Annotated in this window: 20 protein-coding genes and 1 tRNA gene; 12 read left to right on the plus strand and 9 right to left on the minus strand. The window is 71.9% G+C overall.

What is annotated here, in order from left to right:
* The first annotated feature begins 15 nt into the window (after positions 1-15).
* The 5 genes from ABT369_RS24190 to ABT369_RS24210 all read left to right on the plus strand — a co-directional run bounded on the left by ABT369_RS24190 (position 16) and on the right by ABT369_RS24210 (position 3,719).
* Positions 16-474: a peroxiredoxin gene (locus tag ABT369_RS24190; RefSeq protein WP_350615120.1), complete on the plus strand. Its 459-nt coding sequence runs from the start codon at positions 16-18 to the stop codon at positions 472-474.
* A gap of 64 nt (positions 475-538) precedes the next feature.
* Positions 539-610, plus strand: a tRNA-Val gene (locus ABT369_RS24195).
* 294 nt (positions 611-904) lie between these two features.
* On the plus strand, positions 905-1,339 hold the full coding sequence (locus ABT369_RS24200; protein ID WP_350615121.1) for a DUF4279 domain-containing protein: 435 nt from the start codon (positions 905-907) through the stop codon (positions 1,337-1,339).
* Positions 1,340-1,773: 434 nt separating this feature from the next.
* Positions 1,774-2,328 carry a Uma2 family endonuclease gene (locus tag ABT369_RS24205; RefSeq protein WP_350615122.1) on the plus strand — a complete coding sequence of 185 codons (555 nt, stop codon included), beginning with the start codon at positions 1,774-1,776 and terminating at the stop codon, positions 2,326-2,328.
* An 800-nt stretch (positions 2,329-3,128) separates the two neighbouring features.
* Entirely contained in the window at positions 3,129-3,719 is a 591-nt protein-coding gene (locus ABT369_RS24210; protein ID WP_350615123.1) for a hypothetical protein, read from the plus strand.
* Between the two features lie 173 nt (positions 3,720-3,892).
* Here ABT369_RS24210 and ABT369_RS24215 read toward each other — a convergent pair whose 3' ends face one another.
* The 3 genes from ABT369_RS24215 to ABT369_RS24225 form a co-directional block, all read right to left on the minus strand.
* Complete coding sequence (locus ABT369_RS24215; protein WP_350615124.1) at positions 3,893-4,213, minus strand: GYD domain-containing protein; 321 nt, start codon at positions 4,211-4,213, stop codon at positions 3,893-3,895.
* Between the two features lie 152 nt (positions 4,214-4,365).
* Complete coding sequence (locus ABT369_RS24220; RefSeq protein ID WP_350615126.1) at positions 4,366-5,415, minus strand: hypothetical protein; 1,050 nt, start codon at positions 5,413-5,415, stop codon at positions 4,366-4,368.
* A 295-nt stretch (positions 5,416-5,710) separates the two neighbouring features.
* Positions 5,711-6,196 (minus strand): winged helix-turn-helix transcriptional regulator, encoded by a 486-nt coding sequence (locus ABT369_RS24225; RefSeq protein WP_350615127.1) that lies wholly within the window; start codon positions 6,194-6,196, stop codon positions 5,711-5,713.
* A 56-nt stretch (positions 6,197-6,252) separates the two neighbouring features.
* Between ABT369_RS24225 and ABT369_RS24230 the strand changes: the two genes are divergently transcribed.
* From ABT369_RS24230 to ABT369_RS24240, 3 genes are all read left to right on the plus strand, one after another.
* Positions 6,253-6,618, plus strand: a complete 366-nt coding sequence (locus tag ABT369_RS24230; RefSeq protein WP_350615128.1) for a PPOX class F420-dependent oxidoreductase — start codon at positions 6,253-6,255, stop codon at positions 6,616-6,618.
* Position 6,619: 1 nt separating this feature from the next.
* The gene (locus tag ABT369_RS24235; protein WP_350615129.1) at positions 6,620-7,825 is read left to right on the plus strand and encodes a cellulose binding domain-containing protein; all 1,206 of its coding nucleotides are present in this window, start codon (positions 6,620-6,622) and stop codon (positions 7,823-7,825) included.
* Positions 7,826-7,929: 104 nt separating this feature from the next.
* A complete protein-coding gene (locus tag ABT369_RS24240; protein ID WP_350615130.1) occupies positions 7,930-8,394 on the plus strand; it encodes a hypothetical protein in 465 nt (154 codons plus the stop codon).
* On the opposite strand, the gene ABT369_RS24245 is transcribed toward ABT369_RS24240, so the two are convergent.
* On the minus strand, positions 8,395-9,168 hold the full coding sequence (locus ABT369_RS24245; RefSeq protein WP_350615132.1) for an aldo/keto reductase: 774 nt from the start codon (positions 9,166-9,168) through the stop codon (positions 8,395-8,397).
* 36 nt (positions 9,169-9,204) lie between these two features.
* Between ABT369_RS24245 and ABT369_RS24250 the strand changes: the two genes are divergently transcribed.
* The 3 genes from ABT369_RS24250 (at position 9,205) to ABT369_RS24260 (ending at position 11,530) form a co-directional block, all read left to right on the plus strand.
* Entirely contained in the window at positions 9,205-10,560 is a 1,356-nt protein-coding gene (locus tag ABT369_RS24250; RefSeq protein ID WP_350615134.1) for a GH1 family beta-glucosidase, read from the plus strand.
* Between the two features lie 69 nt (positions 10,561-10,629).
* The gene (locus ABT369_RS24255; RefSeq protein ID WP_350615135.1) at positions 10,630-11,055 is read left to right on the plus strand and encodes a hypothetical protein; all 426 of its coding nucleotides are present in this window, start codon (positions 10,630-10,632) and stop codon (positions 11,053-11,055) included.
* A 55-nt stretch (positions 11,056-11,110) separates the two neighbouring features.
* Entirely contained in the window at positions 11,111-11,530 is a 420-nt protein-coding gene (locus ABT369_RS24260; protein ID WP_350615137.1) for a winged helix-turn-helix domain-containing protein, read from the plus strand.
* Between the two features lie 9 nt (positions 11,531-11,539).
* Here the strand turns inward: ABT369_RS24260 and ABT369_RS24265 are convergent, their stop codons facing one another.
* Positions 11,540-14,329, minus strand: coding sequence for an ATP-binding protein (locus ABT369_RS24265; RefSeq protein WP_350615138.1), 2,790 nt, complete (start codon positions 14,327-14,329; stop codon positions 11,540-11,542).
* A gap of 56 nt (positions 14,330-14,385) precedes the next feature.
* Between ABT369_RS24265 and ABT369_RS24270 the strand changes: the two genes are divergently transcribed.
* Positions 14,386-15,240 carry an alpha/beta fold hydrolase gene (locus ABT369_RS24270; protein ID WP_350615139.1) on the plus strand — a complete coding sequence of 285 codons (855 nt, stop codon included), beginning with the start codon at positions 14,386-14,388 and terminating at the stop codon, positions 15,238-15,240.
* A 159-nt stretch (positions 15,241-15,399) separates the two neighbouring features.
* Here the strand turns inward: ABT369_RS24270 and ABT369_RS24275 are convergent, their stop codons facing one another.
* Genes ABT369_RS24275 through ABT369_RS24290 form a run of 4 tightly spaced genes read right to left on the minus strand, consistent with a single transcriptional unit; the run spans position 15,400 to position 17,948 of the window.
* Positions 15,400-16,140, minus strand: coding sequence for an ABC transporter permease (locus ABT369_RS24275; protein ID WP_350615140.1), 741 nt, complete (start codon positions 16,138-16,140; stop codon positions 15,400-15,402).
* Between the two features lie 5 nt (positions 16,141-16,145).
* On the minus strand, positions 16,146-17,012 hold the full coding sequence (locus ABT369_RS24280) for an ABC transporter ATP-binding protein (RefSeq protein ID WP_350615141.1): 867 nt from the start codon (positions 17,010-17,012) through the stop codon (positions 16,146-16,148).
* The gene (locus ABT369_RS24285) at positions 17,012-17,317 is read right to left on the minus strand and encodes a winged helix-turn-helix domain-containing protein (RefSeq protein WP_350615142.1); all 306 of its coding nucleotides are present in this window, start codon (positions 17,315-17,317) and stop codon (positions 17,012-17,014) included. Before ABT369_RS24285 ends, ABT369_RS24280 begins: the two co-directional genes overlap by 1 nt.
* Positions 17,310-17,948: a transporter gene (locus ABT369_RS24290; RefSeq protein ID WP_350615143.1), complete on the minus strand. Its 639-nt coding sequence runs from the start codon at positions 17,946-17,948 to the stop codon at positions 17,310-17,312. Before ABT369_RS24290 ends, ABT369_RS24285 begins: the two co-directional genes overlap by 8 nt.
* Positions 17,949-18,292: the final 344 nt, after the last annotated feature.

Raw genomic sequence — 18,292 nt, forward strand, 5'->3', positions numbered from 1 at the left:
TGGCATATTCGAGGCATGACAGTGGATGTCGGAGATCCGGCACCGGACTTCACCCTGCGCGACCAGAACAACCAGGAGGTCAGCCTGACCTCGTACCGCTCCCACAAGGCGGTGCTCCTGGTCTTCTACCCGCTCGCGTTCACCGGCACGTGCCAGGGCGAGCTCGGAGCCCTGCAATCGTCCCTGGACGATTTCCGCAACGACCGCGTCGAGGTCCTGACCGTGAGCGTGGACTCCCCATATGCGCACAAGGTCTGGGCGGATCGCGAGGGCTACACCTTCCCGATGCTCTCGGACTTCTGGCCCCACGGGGCGGTCGCCTCGGCGTACGGCGTCCTGAACACCGCAAGGGGCTACGCCGACCGCGGCACGTTCCTGATCGACCCGGACGGAGTGATCGCCTTCACTGAACACGTGTCGGCGGGCCGCTCACGCGACATCGAGGTCTGGCGCTCGGCGATCGCGGCACTGTAACCGGCTAGGGCTGCTGGGCACTGTTCGGTACCATCTGGGTACCCGTCCTCCGGTGTGAGGACCGGGGCGCGTAGCTCAGTGGAAGAGCACCCGCCTTACAAGCGGGGGGTCGTTGGTTCGAACCCAACCGTGCCCACTGGTTTTCAATCTGGTTTGCGCCCAGCTCAGGGCGCGTTTCGCCGTTCCCTTGCTCCGGTCGACCCGGCGCGGCTGACGCCCCTCATTGACCGTGGTTGACCGCGCCTTGGGGCACACAAGATCACGTCCCAGCCAGCCGTCGCCTGGCCGACGCGTACAGACCGCGCCCACGCCGTTCGGTTGCGAGCCGCGCTGTGACGCCGCAGTCGATTCGCCCCGCCCCGGGACGGCGGTTAACCCGCATGTGATCGCTCCGCCTCGACTCGACGGCGTGCGGTTGTAGATTGCCGCGATGCGGGTTCACCAGTATGTCTACTTCGCGCTGCGGTCCGAGCGGGTCTCCGCTTCGCAGGTCGCGCGTGAGATTGGCCTGGACCCGGATGAGGTGACAGTCCAGGGAAGCCGGCTCCCGGACGTGCCAATCCCGCGTGCGCATGCCTGGAAGATCTCCTGTCGGGACACCGATCTGTTCCTGGACGAGCAGATCGGCCGCGTGCTCGATCGCCTCGAACCGTACGCCGACCGCATCGGCGGCCTGACGGCCCGACTCGATGCCGACGAGCCGGGCACGACCGCATGTCTGCAGATAGTCCGGGAGTACACGCCTGAGGCCGATGGCGAGGACCCGTCTGAGCCGAATCTGCTTGGTTGGTCACTCGACCGCAGGACCCTGGCGTTCCTCACTCGGACAGGCGCTGTGGTCGACGTGGACGAGTACCACCTCTGAATGCGTGTCGCCGCGCTGGCCGATGCCGGCGCTTGCGCCGCCAGCAGGCCGAGCGCGAGCCGCGCTCCCGAACCTGGTCACCTCCCCCCAGCTCGCTGCGGAGCCTCCCGTATGCCGTCGTCCACCTTCCAGGGAGCGGGGCGGGACCGGCTGGGCCACGCTCGCCGAAGGCGACCGCGAAGCGGCTCGGCCTGGCCCAGCCGGCCCCGTCTGCACGGCTCGACCTGGACGACGGTCCGTAGGCGGAGCGACTCCCCGGAGCCAGAGGCGAGAAGCGCGACTACAAGCGGAGGATAAGGCCGCGGGAGGTACGGTCCTCGCGGAGCCTGAGCTGGCCCTTACGGCAACCGAACGACAACGACTTGCTCAGCCGGCGCGGGTCGGGTGCGTCCGGTTAGGGCCGACACCGGGGCGGCGCCGATAGGATGGCCGCCATGAGCGCAGGAAGCGTCGGTCGGCACATGCCCTCCGTCATCACGCTCGACGACCTTGCCGCGATGATCGCCGAGGACCCGCACGGGCATCGGTATGAGATCAGCCCCGAGGGAGCGCTGTCGGTCATGCCGCCGCCCGACTCCGAGCACGCCGCGATCGCCAGCCGTTTGCTGGTCTGGCTCGCCGTCGCTGGTTGGCCTGCCGAGCAGGTCCTTCAGGCGGCCGGCATCCGCATCAGCGGGCCCACCGGCGAAGGCGCCCGCATTCCGGACCTGACCCTCTGGTCGAAGCCGCAACCGCGCAGCGTCTGGCTTGCCCTCACCGATCTGTTGCTGGTCGTCGAGATCGTGTCTCCGGGCTCGGAGGCGATGGACGAGATGGTCAAACGGCACGAGTACGCGACGGCCGGCATCCCTCGGTACTGGGTGGTCGATCGGGATGCCGCGCTGACCGTCACGCTGCACCAGCTCGGCCGGTCAGGCGAGTACGAGGTGGCCACCAAGATGCCGCTGGCCTGGCTGCTGAACACGGCACCGGCGGATCACCTGGGCTGAAGCCGCCCACGTCGCCGCGACCAAGTCCGCCCGACACCGGCAACACGTCGACTGCCCCGCATCCTCCGCGCTGAGGTGGCCTGCCCGGGGCACATCCGAACGGCCATACGTCGAGCCGCCGAGGTCTCTGCTCGTCAGGGGTCCGGCCAGCGCGACGGCAGTTGCTCGTGCTCGGCGATGAGTTCGTCGCGACTGTGCCCGCCGCCGTAGACCGATCCGTGTACCAGATCTTGGAAGCGAAGAAAGTCCCGATCCATCGGGGAGAGGTCGAACCCGGGACCCGGCAGCACCACGTCGCGTCGCTGTAAATTTGGTTTGTCCGAGAAACGCGACGTGATTACCGACGCAGCAGCACTCCGATCTTCGTTGAGGTTGCCGTCGCACGTCGAAGCAGTCGTGCACGCCTGTATGAGCGGTAGGTGACGTCTGGCAGGTGAGGCGGACGGCAACAGCAATACCGCCTCACCGGCCGAACGCGACACCAACCCTCGGGCATTTCCCGTGCAGTACCTTGTCCGTGGGCCCGTTCCCTAAGGCGAGGAGAGCGCCGGCGTCTGGCCTGCCAATCGGTCAATCGACTGCCGAGCGCACTTCAGCGTGCACAGGTAGGGCGCCTCGTTGCGCGCAATTGCGTGCTGCTCTCGTTTCCTACATTCCCCCCACCACGAAGGTGGGCGATTCCGCCTGCTCAGTTTCGTCCGCATGTCTCGAAACAGACAAGACACAAGAGTTCGACACACAGGGAGGCCGACATGAAAAAGCACATCAAACGCGTCGCCATCGTCCTCGGCACCGCAGGAATGATCGTCGCGGGCGGCGGGGCGGCAGCCATCGCCACCAGCGCCAAACACACCAGGATCCACTTTCAAATGGTCCGGTCCGCGAACTCGGTGAATACGGACTGCCTGCCCAAGGCGAAGGCCGATGTCACCGTACAGTCGAGGGGGCAGGTCGAGGTGATGACGATCGCAGCGAGCGGCCTGCCGAAGAACACCGACTTCGATCTGTTCGTCATCCAGGTGCCGAACGCGCCGTTCGGCATGTCCTGGTACCAGGGCGACCTGAACACGAACCAATGGGGCGTAGCGGCCGGCACGTTCGTCGGCCGGTTCAGCATCGAGACGTTCAGCGTGGCGCCCGGCACCGCCCCGGCACCGGTGGTGCACAACTCGCCGATCGCGGACGCCTCGTCGAACCCGACGACGGCCCCGGTCCACCAGTACCACCTCGGGCTGTGGTTCAACTCGCCGGAGGATGCGGTCGCCGCCGGCTGCTCGAAGGACCCGAAGGCTGTGACGCCGTTCAACGGCGACCACACCGCGGGCCCGCAGGTGTTGAGCACAAGGAACTTCCCAGACGCTGAAGGCCCGCTGCGCAGCCTGCAGCCGTAACCCACGGCAGACGGTGAACGGCGGTCAGCGCGGCGACATGATCCCCGCCTGGCCGCCATCGCGACAGCTGCGGCCGCCCACGGGGATCATCGCCGTGGGCGGCCGGCACGCAGGGTGACGGAGCCGAACGGCCGGGCTCCGCCGCCGGAGGGCAGTGGTGCAGCGTGCGTCGGTCAGGCGCCGGGCGCGCGGAAGTCGACCGTCTGCCGAACCGCCTGGTCGACCTCTGCGGGGCTGAGCAGCGCCACGGTCTTGGTGGTCGCTCCACCGGACGCGCCGATCGTGAGTGCGACGGCGGCGGCCGCCTTGTTGTCGGGCAGTTCGCAGATGCAAACCGTGTCGCGCTCGCCGAAGCTGAAGTCGAACGACTCAAGGTGTCCGCCGACGCTTTCGGCCGTCTTGCGGGCCGCGTCGACCCGGCCGCTGCCGCCGTCCTTCATCAGCCCGCGGAGTCCGTCGTGCGTGTAGGTCGCCTCGATGAGGAATCTGGGCATTGTGATCACCCCCTTCCACCCGAGCGTAGCCGCGGTGCGGCCTGCGGCCGGACCGCTCCAAAGGGGTGGTCCCGGCGGTGGAAACCCGTCAGCGAAGCCGGGCAGGAGGTCCGCACCCATGGCCGGCGGAAGTGCGGCCGGCGATCCTGCGGTCAGGCCGTGGGCAGTTTGCCGAGGATCGTCTTGACCTCGTCGATCGTCTTCGGTTTGAGCTGGTCCTTCGGGACGAAGGCGGTTCCGAAGGTCACCAGGCTCACCGAGAGGTACAGGTTGCTGTCCACCACGCGGATCGTGTAGTCGCTCGTCTTCGAGCCGATGTCCCAGTCGCGGTTGGTGCCGTAGGAGCGCTCGCCCAGGCCGGTCAGGTCGGCGTCGAAGTAGCGCGACTTGTCCAGGTCGTAGCCGGAGTCGAAGTACTGCTTCGCCTCCTTCGTGGTCGTGTAGACCTGCGTCTTGATGCCGAAGGTGACCTTCATGCCCGAGGAGGTGCGCAGGTCGAAGTCGCAGTCGGAGCGGGCGATGCCGCCGGTGTTGCGCACGTTCGGCGTCGCCTTCTCCTTCTTCGACGCGTAGATGCCCAGGGCGGTCAGGTCCATCGAGCACAGGTCGCCCGCGGCGCTGTACTTGCCCGGGCCCGCCGGTGCGGAGCTGGTCTTCAGCGGGCGGTCGGTCGGCAGGCCGGGGGCCGCGGGGCCGGTCGTGGTGGCCTTGGTCGGGTCGCCGTCCGCGGTCACGGGGGCCACCGGGTCGTCGTTGCCGACGAGCTTGGTGACGACGAGCACGCCGCCGATCACGGCCAGCACCAGGACGCCCGCGACCACGCCGATCAGCGGCCAGGGGGTCGAGCCGCGAGGAGCGCCTGGCATCGGGGCGGGCGGCGGCTGCCAGCCCTGCGCCGGCGGGGGCGGCTGCCAGCCCTGGGGTGGCGTCGGGGGCTGCTGCCGGCCCTGCGTGGCCGGCGCCTGCTGCCACGACTGGGTGGGCGGCGGCTGCGGCGGGTAACCGGCGGGCTGCTGCTGCGGGTAACCGGCGGGCTGCTGCGGGTATTGCGGCGGCCCGTACTGGGGCGGGTAGCCGGGTGAGACCGGCTGGCTCGGGCCGGGCGGAGCCGGGAAAGCGCCGGTCGGCGGGGGCCCGGGCGGCGCGGGATAGCCGCCGTAATACTGGCCGTCGTTGGGGTCGCCGGTCGGTGGGTAGGTCACGGAGTCCGACCATAGTCGATGTCTTCGGTTCATATCGCCCCGTCAAGGGCACGCGAAGGTAACGGGCCGGGTCGGCGGGCGGTGCCTACAGCACGCGGCCGCGGTCAGTAGCGGAACGTCTGGACGATGCCGCGCAGGCTCGCCGACATCGCGGCCAGGCTGCCCGCGGCCCGCTCCGACTCCGTGATGCCGTCCGTGGTGAGCTGGGCCGACGTGGCCACCTCGCCAATCGTGCCGGCGGGAACCCAGCCAGCGACGCATGCGAAGTGCTCCGTTCGAGGCGTTGTCAGACGATTCATCGGCCGACCGGCTCGCTACCTGAGCGCTCCGCGGAAGCTCCCGGGCCGGGCAGGACGTCCACGTCGGTGGCGTGCATGGGCCGGCCGCAGGCCGAGCACACGGGCTCGACGTGGGCGATCTCGCCGCAGGCGTGGTGGCGGTACAGCACCGGCGGCCCCGCCTCCCCCGCCGTCCACCGGTCGCCCCAGCGCACCATGACCGTCAGCAGGTCGCAGAGCTCGGCGCCCTTGGTCGTCAGCACGTACTCGTGGCGGGGCGGCCGGTCCGAGTAGGCGCGCCGCTCCAGCACGCCCTGCTCGACCAGCCACGTCAGGCGCTGGGTCAGCACCTTGCGGGAGATGCCTAGGTCGCTCTGGAGCTGCTCGAAGCGGTTGATGCCCACGTACACGTCGCGCAGGATCAGCGGCGACCACGGCTCGCCGATCACGTCCAGGGTGCGCGCGATGGAGCAGGCCATGTCCGAGAACTGGGTGCGTTGCATGAGGCGATCCTAGCAAGTCCGTTCCTTTAGGAGACTGACTCTGCTACGGTTCGGGTATGAGCCTCATCGACGACACGAACATCGCCCACATCGCCACGGTGCTGCCCGACGGGTCGCCGCACTCCGTCCCGGTCTGGGTCGGGCGCGAGGGAGACCGGATCGCGATCCTCACGTCGCCGCGGTCGCGCAAGGCGCGCAATGTCGCCCGGGACCCGCGCGTGGCACTTTCCATCACCGACCGGGAGCGGCCGAACTCGACGGAACTGATTCACGGCCGGGTCGTGGAGACGGTCGACGGGGACGCGGCCTGGGACATCATTGATCGGCTCGCCCAGAAGTACATCGGCGGGCCCTACCCGCTGCGCGAGGACCGCGTCGTGCTGCTCATTGAACCCGAGCGGACGATCTCGAACACTTATTGACATGAATCGTTTCCTGGTGGCGGTCGCCACCGCCGCGGCCGTCGTCGCGGCCGCCGCGGCACCCGCCCGGGCCGCCGTCGTTCCCGGCGCGGCCACGGCCACCTTCACGAAGCAGAGTGCCTGGGCGACCGGGTACACCGGGCAGTACACCATCGACAACGGCACCCCGGCGCCGCTGACCTGGCGGCTCGAGTTCGACCTGCCCGGCGGCACGACGATCGCCAACGCCTGGGGCGCCACGATCACCCACTCCGGCAACCATTACGTCGCGCTCGGGGAGTCCTGGAACGCGGTCGTCGCGCCGGGCGGGAGCGCCACGTTCGGGTGGCTCGCGCAGGGAACCGGCGGGCCGCTCACCTGCTCGCTGAACGGGGCTTCCTGCGCGGGCGCCGCCGACATCCGGCCGCCTTCCACCCCCGGTCATCTGCGCACGAGCATCGGCACGAACACGTTCACGCTGCGCTGGGACGCGTCCGGTGACGACACCGGGGTGAAGGGGTACGAGGTCTACAACGGCGCCGGCCTCGTGGCCACCGTGACCGGCACCGAATACACGATGCCCACGCCGCCGCCGGCGATCATCACGTACCGGGTGCGGGCGCTCGACGCCGCCGGGAACGCGTCGCCGTTCGCGGTCATCACCCCCGGCGGGCCGGCCGACACCGTCGCGCCGGGCATGCCGCCGGTCGTGTACCCGGGGATGACCGTCATCAGGTGGACGGCCGCGACCGACGACGTCGCCGTGGCCGGCTACGACGTGTACGTCAACGGCGATCACTACGGCGCGACGAGCAACCTGTCACTGACCGTGCCGCCGCTCGGGTTCGGCGAGTTCACGTACAAGATCGTGGCGTTCGACGGGGCCGGGAACCGCTCCGAGCCGCGGTCGCTCTCCGTCGCGATCGACCCGGGCCCGACCTCGGACTCGTCGCGCCCGACGATCCCGGGCGACCTGCGGGTCTCGGTCTCGGCGACCCAGGTGACGTGGTCCTGGACGGCGTCGGCCGACAACGTGGGCGTGGCCGGGTATCAGCTCTTCCACGGGCCGGACTGGATCGGCGACACCACCGCGACGACGTTCGCGGAGCCGCGCGCCGCCGGGCAGACGGTGTTCGGGATCAGGGTGCGGGCCTTCGACGCGATCGGCAACAAGTCGGCGTTCGCCACGCTGACGGTCGTGCTCGACCCGCCGCCGCCGGTTCCGTAGGGAGTCGGGACCGCGACCACCCGCGCGGGGTGAGGCCGCGGGAGCAACGGTCCGGACCCCGACGGACGCCGCGGTAGCTCGGAAAAATCCTTATATTCGACGCCGTGGACAGTTGGGTGCCGTTCCGGCGGTCGCGCCCGGACCGGGTCGTGGAACTGGTCCGGCGCGTCGCCGAGGCGGGCGACCCCGGCGAGCACGGCGAGGGTGTCGAGGTGGTCGTCGAGGCCCCTCGCACGACGTGGTGGCGGGCCCTGTTCAACCGCGACGACACCCTCGCGCAGGCCCGGATCGTGGTGACCCGCGAGGGCGGCGCGGTGCGGTACCCGTTCGACATCCAGCTCGTCACGGCGTACGGCGCCGGCGCCGCCCACCGCCTGGGCACCCGGCCCGGGTGGGCGGTGAGCAACTCGGCCGGGATGGCGTTCGTCATCCAGAAGGGCACGCACCGCACCGGCTTCGACTTCGAGGAGCTCGCCGCCGGTGCGGTCGCGGCCCTGGCCAAGCTGCGCCGCAAGCCCCGGGAGCGGGGCTGGCGGGCCCGCATCGACCGGTCCGTCAAACGGGGCTGATCAGAGGGTGCTGACGGCCTCGATCTCCTCGTTCGTCAGCTCGAAGCCGAGCACCGACAGGTTCTCGCGCATCCGCTCGGGGCGGGTGGACTTCGGGATGACGACGATGTCGTGGTGCAGCTGCCAGCGCAGCACCACCTGCGGGACGGTCGCGTCGTGGGCCTTCGCGACCGCGACGAGCCGGGGGTCGTCCAGGGGCGTGTTCTTCAGGGAGCTGTACCCCTCCACGACGACCCGCCGCTCACGCATGTCGTCGAGGAAGCGCGGGTCGTGCTGGCCCGGGCTCCAGGCGACCTGGTTCACGACCGGGGTCTCGCCCGTCTCCCGCACCAGCTCGTCGACGAGCGCCGTGTCGTAGTTGCTGACGCCGGCCGAGCGGATGCGCCCGGCGTCGCGCTGCTCCAGGAACGAGACCCACGTGGGCAGGGACTTGCCGCGGGCCGGCGGCCAGTGGATGAGCCACAGGTCGACGAAGTCCACGCCGAGCGCCTTGAGGCTCGCCTCGAGGGTCTGCCGTTCGCGGCCCGCCTGCGACGGCGGCAGCTTCGTGGTGATGAAGACCTCGGAGCGGTCCAGGCCGCTGTCGCGCAGCGCCCGGCCGATCTCCTCCTCGTTGCCGTACATGGTCGCGGTGTCGATGTGCCGGTAGCCGGCGTCGAGCGCCGCGCGGGCCGACTCGTACGCCGAACGGCCCGTGATCTGCCACGTGCCGAAGCCGATGGTCGGCAGGTTCACCCCCGGCGCCAGCTCCACCGCTGGAATGTCGTGTGCCATGACCCAATCTTGCCCCGGCGCGGTAGCGTGCGCCGTATGCCGGATCTACCGCCGTTCCCGCCGGGCTTCCGCTTCGGCGTGTCCACCGCCGCATACCAGATCGAGGGCGCCGTCGCCGAGGACGGGCGCGGACCGTCCATCTGGGACACCTTCGCCCACACCCCCGGCGCGACCCTCGACGGGCACACCGGCGACGTGGCCTGCGACCACTACCACCGGTGGGAGTCCGACCTCGACCTGATCGCCGGGCTGGGCGCCGGGGCGTACCGCTTCTCGGTGGCCTGGCCGCGCATCCAGCCGACCGGCGAGGGCCCCGCCAACGCCGCCGGGCTCGACTTCTACGACCGGCTCGTCGACGGGCTGCTCGCCCGGAACATCGACCCGCTCGTCACGCTGTTCCACTGGGACCTGCCGCAGGCGCTGCAGGACCAGGGCGGCTGGGCGAACCGGGACACGGCGATGCGCTTCGGGGAGTACGCGGAGCTGCTCGGCGAGCGCCTGGGCGACCGGGTCAAGCTGTGGATCACGCTGAACGAGCCGTACATCCACTTCGCCCTCGGTCACGTCCAGGGCGTGCACGCCCCCGGGCTGCAGATGCTGACCGACCAGCTGCCGGTGGTACACCATCTGCTGCTCGCGCATGGTCTTGCCGTCTCGGCCCTGCGCCGCACCTCGAACGCGCCGGTGACGCTGGCCAACAACCACTCGCCGGTCTGGCCCAGGAGCGACTCCGACGAGGACCAGCTGGCCGCGGCCGTCTACGACCTGGTGCAGAACCACCTGTTCACGGACCCGATCCTGCTCGGGCAGTACCCGCCCGGCTACGAGTTCCTGACCACGGCCGACGTCGACTCCATCGTGCTGGAGGGCGACCTCGAGGTCATCTCCCAGCCGATCCAGGCGCTGGGCGTGAACTACTACAACCCGACGCTGATCGCCGCCCCGCCCGAGGGCGACCCGCTGCCCTTCGTGCGCCTCGAGATCGAGGGGTACCCGAAGACCGCCTACGACTGGCCCGTGGTCCCCGACGGCCTGCGGGAGCTGCTGGTCGGGCTCAAGGAGCGCTACGGCGACCGGCTCCCGCCGATCTGGATCACCGAGAGCGGCTGCTCCTGGCCCGACCTCGACGACCAGTTCCGCATCGACTACATCGCGGGCGACCTGAAGGCCGTGCACGCGGCCATGGACGCCGGGGTCGAGGTGCACGGCTACTGCACCTGGTCGCTGCTGGACAACTTCGAGTGGGCGGACGGCTACCACCAGCGCTTCGGCCTCGTCCACGTCGACTTCGACACCCAGCGGCGCACCCCGCGGCGCTCCTACGAGTGGTACCGGGAGGTTTGCACCGCAGCTGCACCCCGGCCGGACTTGCAGCAAGACCCGACCGGATGACACGGTGGGTGCGGCGGAATCCGTAGCGTTGCGCAGGTCAGTCGTGTGCAGCCGTTGGGAGTCCCCGCCGTGGCCGAGCAATACGCCGCAGCCCTGCTCTACCTGGTCCCCGTCCTCGTGGCGGCGGTGGTCGCGTTCATCGTGACCCGCCCCGAGAAGGACGACGCCCCGGCGGACGCCACGCTGCCCATGCCGGCCGCTCCCGCTCGTGCCGCCGCCCCCGCGACCCGCCCGCGGGTGCCGCAGCAGCGCACGTACCAGCCGTTGAACCGCCGCGCGAACCCGTCGACGGCGGCCCCGAACCCGTCGTCGTCCCCGACCCTGCTGCACGCGGCCCTGTCGTCGCACCTGGCCGCGGTGTCGGGCGCGGCGGCGGGGACGACGGCCCCGGCCTCGTCGAAGCTGCCCGCGGTCCGCCCGGCCCGCCTGGTGTCGATCCGCCGCCCGGCCCGCATCCCGCGGCGCCCGATCCACCGCTGCCCGCACAAGCCCTGACGTACCGCCGGGCGATATGTGGCCACAAGGCCATTCGGGTGATACCGTCCTGGCCATGCTCGATCGCCGATCCGTGCACGCGCTGTACCGCCAGGTCGCGAACGCCCTGCAGGAGCGCGTCCGCAGCGGGGATCTGCCGCCGGGCTCGGTGCTGCCGAGCGAGGCCGCGCTGGCCGAGCAGTACGAGGTGAGCCGCGACGTCGTCCGCGACGCGATGACGGCGCTGCGCAGCGAGGGCGTGATCGTGACCGAGCGGGGCCGGCGCTCCAGGGTGCGCCGGACCGGCCCGCTGGAGGAGCTGCCGGTGCCGCCGGCGGCCCAGGTCACGGCCCGGATGCCGACGGCCGAGGAGCGCCACGACCTGCGCATCGTCCCCGGCGTCCCGCTGATCGTGATCCGCACCGACGAGTTCGAGACCCGCCATCCGGCCGACCGCGTGGTGCTCGTGACGCCCCCTGAGGACCGCGGCGCGTGACCCGTCGGGTCAGAGGTAGTCGGCGACGCGGCCCAGGGTCAGGACTCCGCTGCCGGCCGCGTGCTCGCCGGCCGCCGGGCGGAGTTGCGCCGACAGACGGGCGTGGGACGTGGTGTCGCCCAGCTCCCGCGCCGCCCGCAGGGCCAGGCACAACCGCGCCTCCCAGAGCAGGTCGTGCGGGGACGGGGGCAGGTCGCGCAGGGCCTGGCGGTCGCGGTGCAGCAGCGGGCGGGCCCAGGGCTCGTACGGGCCCAGGTCGTCGGACGGGGTCCAGCGGTCGATCGACAGCAGCGCCAGGCCCAGGAGGCCCTCGTGCATCCCCGGCATCTGGGACTTCGCGAGGACGGCGTCCGCGGCCCGGTACGCCCGCTCGGCCTCGTCGGCGGCGCCCGCGGCGGCCAGGCGCAGGGCGGCGTACCAGGCGGTGAAGACGGGGACGACGGGCAGGCCGTAGCGCGCGGACAAGGCGTCGGCCGCCGCCGCGTGGGAGTCGGCCCGCGCCAGGTCGTCCAGGGCGCACGCGGACTGCAGGGCGATCAGGTGGCCCAGGACGGCGAACGTGACCAGGTCGTGCGCGGACGACAGATCCAGCAACTCCTCCGCGATCGCCATGCGCGCGGGGGCCTGGCCCGGGGCCGGGAAGCTGTGCAGGAACCGCGCGTTGAGGGCCAGGGCGCGCAGGGCCGGGTCGGCGCCGGCGAGCGCGTAGGCCTCCTTGGCGGCCTCGATCCCCCGCGCGTCCCGGGCGCCGCGCAGCTCCATGGCCAGCGTGGACAGCAGGCGGGACCTCGCCTGGCCCGAGGCGTGCCGCAGGGCCTGCGTGGCCGCCGCGGCGATCGCGGCGGACAGGTGCTCGTCGTCGTTTCTCGGCCAGATCGCCGGTACGGCGAAGGTGTCCAGGCCGCCCCTCGACATCGCGGCGGCCCGCAGGCGGCGGGACTCCGCCAGGTGCCCGATCACGGCCAGGGCACGGCTCAGGCCCAGCAGCGAGTCGACGTCGTCGGGCGCGTGGGCCAGCGACTGCCGCCACAGGCGGGCGGCCTCGTGCGGGTTGTTGCGGCGCTCGGCCCGGGCCGCGGCCGCGGCCGAGTAGCGGGCCGCCTTCGGGGCCGTGGTGCGCAGGGCCGACGCCGTGAAGTGGTACGCCATGACGTCCACGTCCCCGGGGGACAACGCCTCCGCCGCCTCGCCCGCGGCCTTGTGCCAGGCCGCGCGCCTCGGCTGCGACAGGTCGCCGTAGATGGTGTCGCGGACCAGGACGTGCGCGAACCGGGTGCCGTCGGCCAGGAACCCCGCCCGCGTCGCCTCCTCCAGCGCGTCCAGCACGTCCGTGCCGGCCAGCGCGGCCAGCAGCTCCGGGTCGACGTCCCGGCCGAGGACGGAGGCCCGCAGCAGGACGTCCCGCGCCGGCTCCGGCAGCTGCGCCAGGCGGTGCCGGATGACGTCGCGGACGCCCGGCGGCACGGTGCGCAGCGCGGCCGGGCCCTCGGCGGCCAGCAGCCGGGCCAGCTCGCGCACGAAGAACGGGTTGCCCCCGGTTCGCTCCCGCAGCAGGTGTACCTCCCATGCCTCCAGCTCCCGCCCCCCGACCTCCCGCGCCAGGCCGGCGGTGGCCCGCTCGTCGAGGCCGCCCAGCCGGATGCGCAGCGGCTCGGCGCGGGCGAGGCGGGCCAGGAACGCGACGTACTGCGGGCCCGGGTCGGTGTCGCGCGCCGTCGCCAGGAGCCGGACCCGCCCGGGCAGCGCGGCGAGCACGTCCCACACGTCCTTGTCGGCCCGGTGCACGTCCTCGGCGACGAGCAGCACCGGGCCCGGGCCGAGCTCGTCGCCCGCCGTGCGCAGGTCGGACCACGGCCAGGTGCCGGGGGCGCCCTCGTGCTCGCCGGCCCTCCCCCACCGCACCGGGCGGCCGCTCGACGCCCATTCGCGGGCGAACGCCTCGGCGAGGGCGCTCTTGCCGGCGCCCGCCTCGCCCTCGACGAGCGCCACGGACGCGGTGCTGCCGCGGAGCCGGGCGAGCTCGTCGTCGCGCCCGAAGAGCCGTGCCGAGGGCTCGGCGCGGCCCGGCGGGGCGAGGCTCTCGGACTGCGCCAGGATGTCCCGCTCCAGGGCGCGCAGCGCCGGGCCCTGGTCGACGCCCAGCTCCGACACGAGGGTGTCGCGGGCCTCGCGCAGGGCGGCCAGGGCGTCTCCCTGGCGGCCGGAGCGGTACAACGCCAGGGCCAGCAGCCGCCAGGACTCCTCGCGCAACGGGTGCGCGGCGACGAACGCGCGCAGGTCCGAGGCCGCCTCCGCCGGGCGGTCGCGGTCCAGCAGGGCCGCGGCCCGGCGCTCCACGGCCAGCTGGTGCAGCTCGTCCAGACGGTCGATCTCGGCGCGCGCCCACGGCTGCTGCGACCACTCCGCGTAGGCCGGGCCGCGCCACAGCGCCAGGGCCTCGTCCAGGGCCTCGAGGGTGCCGACGGCCAGCAGGTGCTCGAAGCGGACGGCGTCGACGGAGGCGGGGGCGGCACGCAGGGCGTACCCGGGCGCGGCGGTCACCAGCAGGCGCGGCTCCGCGCGGGGCGGGCGGTCCGGCTCCAGGGCGCGGCGCAGGTCCGCGACGAACGTGCGGATCGCGGCCAGGGCGCCGGGTGGCGCGGTGCCGGACCACACGTCGTCGGCGAGGACACCGACGGGCACGACCCGGCCGCGGGCGACGAGCAGGCGGGCCAGCACCGCGCGGTGGCGGGGGCCCTTGAGCGGTACCGGATCCGGATCCCGGGCCTCCAGAGGGCCCAGGACGCCGAAGGAGATCACGGCACCGATTATTCGCCGCTGACCCGATGCTGATCGGGCGGGCGCAGGGTGGCGGCATGGAATTCTCGTACCGTCGCGTCGAAGTCGCCCCCGCCGTCTCCCTCAACGTCGCCGTGTGCGGGGCGGGCCGCCCCGTCGTCCTGCTGCACGGCTTCCCGCAGACGCACCTGATGTGGCGGCACGTGGCACCGGCCCTCGCGGCCGCGGGGCACATGGTCATCTGCCCGGATCTGCGCGGCTACGGCGACAGCGACAAGCCGGACGGTACCGCCGCCTACGCCAAGCGGGTCATGGCCCAGGACGTCGTCGCGCTCGCGCGGGCGCTCGGGTTCGAGCGGTTCGCGCTCGCCGGGCACGACCGCGGGGCCCTCGTCGCGATCCGGGCCGGGCTCGACCACCCGTCCCGCATCACCCACCTGGCCGCGCTGGATGTGCTGCCGACGCTGGATTCCTGGGAGGTACTGCGCGGCACGGCCGGCGTCGTCGGCTTCCACCTGTTCCTGATGGCGGCCCCGGCCCCGCTGCCGGAGCTGCTCATCGCCGGGGCGCCCGACGCGTTCTTCGGGCACTTCCTCGACGCATGGGGCGACGGTTCCCTGCCCCCGGAGATGCGGCAGCGGTACCTCCAGGCCTCCCGCGACGCGATCCCGTCCATCGTCGCCGACTACCGCGCGACCGCCACGGTCGACGTCGAGCACGACGAGGCCTCCCGGGCCGCGGGCGAGCGGCTCTCGATGCCGGTCACGGTGCTGCAGCAGGACTGGGGCGCCGCGATGGGCTTCGACGCCCGGGCCCGCTGGAGCGCCTGGGCGACGGACCTGGACCACGACACGGTGAACGCGGGCCACTTCATGGCGGAAGAAAAGCCCGAGCTGGTGACTCGGCACCTGCTTGAGCTCATGGCCCGGTAGCGCGCCGCGGCCGGTGCGTGCGGAGCGCGCATGGGGGGTGCGGGGTGGGAACCCCCCGCCCGCGCCGGAGGCGCGAGAAACGCAGCATGGCAGAAGAGGAGCCGGAGCTGGTGACACAGCACCTGCTCCGGCTCCTCGACCGTGCTCCCGCCTCCCCCGTCAGCTGAAGCGGGCGCCCTCGTCGCGGCGGAAGGCCCACGCGGCCAGGGCGGCCATCACGAGGGTCCACGCGGCCAGCGACAGCATCGAGGTCGCCGACACGTGGAAGTCGCCGACCGCGGCCCAGACCAGCTCGACCGCGCCGCGGGTGGGCAGGTACGGGGCGATCGTCTCCACGAAGCCGGGCGCCTGGCCCGGGGCCGAGAGCAGGCCGCCGCCGAACGCCAGCGGGAAGAAGACGATCTGGGCGACGGCCAGGGCGGCCTTCATCGGCAGCGCGTACCCGATGGCGAGGCCCATGAACGTGAACGGCAGCGCGCCGAGGACCACGGCGCCGAGGGCGAGCAGCAGGCCCGTCGCGCTCGTGGTGGCCGCGGTGAACAGCCAGCCGATGACGACCACCGGCAGCAGCGAGATGGCCATGAACGTCAGGCCGGCCAGGATGCGCCCCGCGAACGCGGCCGCGGGGCCGGCCGGCAGGGTGCGGGTGAACGGGTCCCAGGGCTGGGCGCGGTCCTCGGAGACGCCGACGCCGTAGGTGAACAGGCAGCTCGTCATCACCGCGAACATCACCATTGAGGCCGTGGCGAACGTGGCGCCTTCGGGGTTGTCGCCGGCGAACGGTACGACGAAGAAGAGCATCGACGCGGCCGGGAAGAACGCGCCGCCGACGACGGCGATGGGGATGCGGATCGTCTCGAGGATCCGGAAGCGGGCGTGGGTGAGGGCCAGGGAGGTCATCGCGGCTACCGTCCGGTGCTCGTCAGGGTCAGGAAGGCCTCTTCCAGCGTGGTCGGCTGCACCTGGAGGCCCTGGAAGGGCACGCCGGCGTGGACCAGGTCGCGGACCAGCTGGTCGGCGTCGGGGGTGAGCAGGGAGGTGCGCCCGTCGGCTTGCTCGACGCCGACGACGCCGGGCAGGTCGGGCAGGTCGGCGGCGCTGATGCTGACCCGGTGGATGCCGACCATGGCGCGGATCGCGCCGACGGTGTCGTCGGCCAGGACGCGGCCGTGGCCGACGACCACGACCCGGTCCGCGAGGGCCTCGATCTCCTCGAGGTAGTGACTGGTCAGTACCACCGTGCCGCCCTTGTCGGCGAAGTCCCGGATCGCGTCCCAGAGCGCCCGCCGCGCCTGCACGTCGAGGCCGGTGGTGGGCTCGTCCAGGAACACCAGGCTCGGGCGGCCGGCGAAGGCCAGGGCCACGGCCAGGCGGCGCTTCTGCCCGCCCGACAGGCCGCCCGTCTGCCGCCTCGCCAGGTCGGTGAGGTCGAAGCGGGCGAGGAGTTCTGCGGGCGGTACCGAATCCGGAAAATGCCGCGCGACGAACTCCACGCACTCGCGCACCCGCAGCGTGGACGGCAGGCCCGTCTCCTGCGGGGTGACGCCGATGCGGCGGCGGCTCTGCGGGGCGCGCGGGTCGCCGCCGAAGAGCTCGACGGTGCCGCTGCTGGGGCGGCGCAGCCCGACGAGGAGGTTGATGAGCGTGGACTTGCCGGCGCCATTGGGCCCGAGCAGGCCGACGACGCCGCCCTGCGGGATGTCCAGGGACACGTGGTCCAGGGCCAGGGTGTCGCCGTAGCGGCGGCTGACCTCGATGGTGCGGGCGAGCATTACGACTCCTCTTTGGGTGGGTCAATGAGTGCTCGTAAGGCGCTGGTGTAGTCCTCGAACGCGACCCGGCCGCGGTTGGTGAGGCCGGCCGAGGTGGTCGGGGTGCGGCCCCGGAACGACTTCACGACCTCGACGTAGCCGGCCTGTTCGAGCTTCGTCAGGTGTACCGAGAGGTTGCCGGCCGTCATGTCGAGCAGCTGCTGCAGTCGCGGGAACGTCATCCGGTCGCAGTCGCCGAGGCTCGACAGCGCGGCCATGATCCGCAGGCGTGCCTGCACGTGGATCACCGGGTCCAGCTCACTCACGCTTGCCCCGGATCTGGAACAGGACCCCGAGCAGGATCAGGCCGCCGCCCCCGCCGAGGGAGATGACGAGCGAGTGCCAGCCGGCCCCGGCCGCGACGCCGACGATGTTGATGACGGTGAGCCAGGCCCCGAAGACGAACATGTCGCGGGAGACCCAGATCGCGGCGCCGCACATGTACATGGCGGCGACGAGCCCCACGGACGCGCAGGCCCAGAGCAGGCCGCGCTCGGGCTCGGGGAGCAGCTTCGAGAAGTGGCTCATCGTCATGCCGAGGCCGGTGAACGCGAAGAACCACGCGAACCCGTACGCCGAGCCCTGCCACGACGACCGCCCCTCGACGCCGCGCCCGCGGACCACACTCACCAGGATCGTGCTGAACATGGCAAGGGCCATGAGCACGAAGAGCGTGGCGAGCGGGAGCCAGGCCGGGAGGTTCACGAAGACCCGGCCGTCGGGGCCGTAGCGCAGGAACAGCAGCCCGAACCCGATGAGCCAGGCCAGCCCCCACGGCACGTAGTAGAGCAGCGGGTTGAGCGCGATGGTCTTGGCCGCGTTGGCCTGTTCCTTGTGGATGAGCGCGAGCGATTCAGCGGCCGAGGCGGGCGGCGCATCATCATCGACGGGGGTCATGTAAAGAACTTTACGCCGCAAACTCATTTACGCAACCCTGCGCACGGCTCGCCTGGCTGTCCTTGGATTCGCCTTGATACCGATAAATCCGGATAAATCGTCTTATTCGCGTTTCTCGGTCCTGGCGCATGCTTCGACGGCTCCGGCTCGCCCACGACGACGTTCGCGAGCCGAGGCCCGGACGCGGGCGTGGTCTCTGCTCCCCGCCTTCGAGCTCGGCCGTCGTGTTGCGGGCCTGCGACCACGGCAGCCGCTGATGGCATTACCTTCTTTTGTCATCGGGAGCTCCCGAGGAACGCTTTGGCCGCTTGTCCTGTGAGGACTGACGTGAGACGGCGTCCTCG

The organism is Dactylosporangium sp. NPDC000244 (assembly GCF_040300725.1).
In the GTDB taxonomy this organism is placed as follows: domain Bacteria; phylum Actinomycetota; class Actinomycetes; order Mycobacteriales; family Micromonosporaceae; genus Dactylosporangium.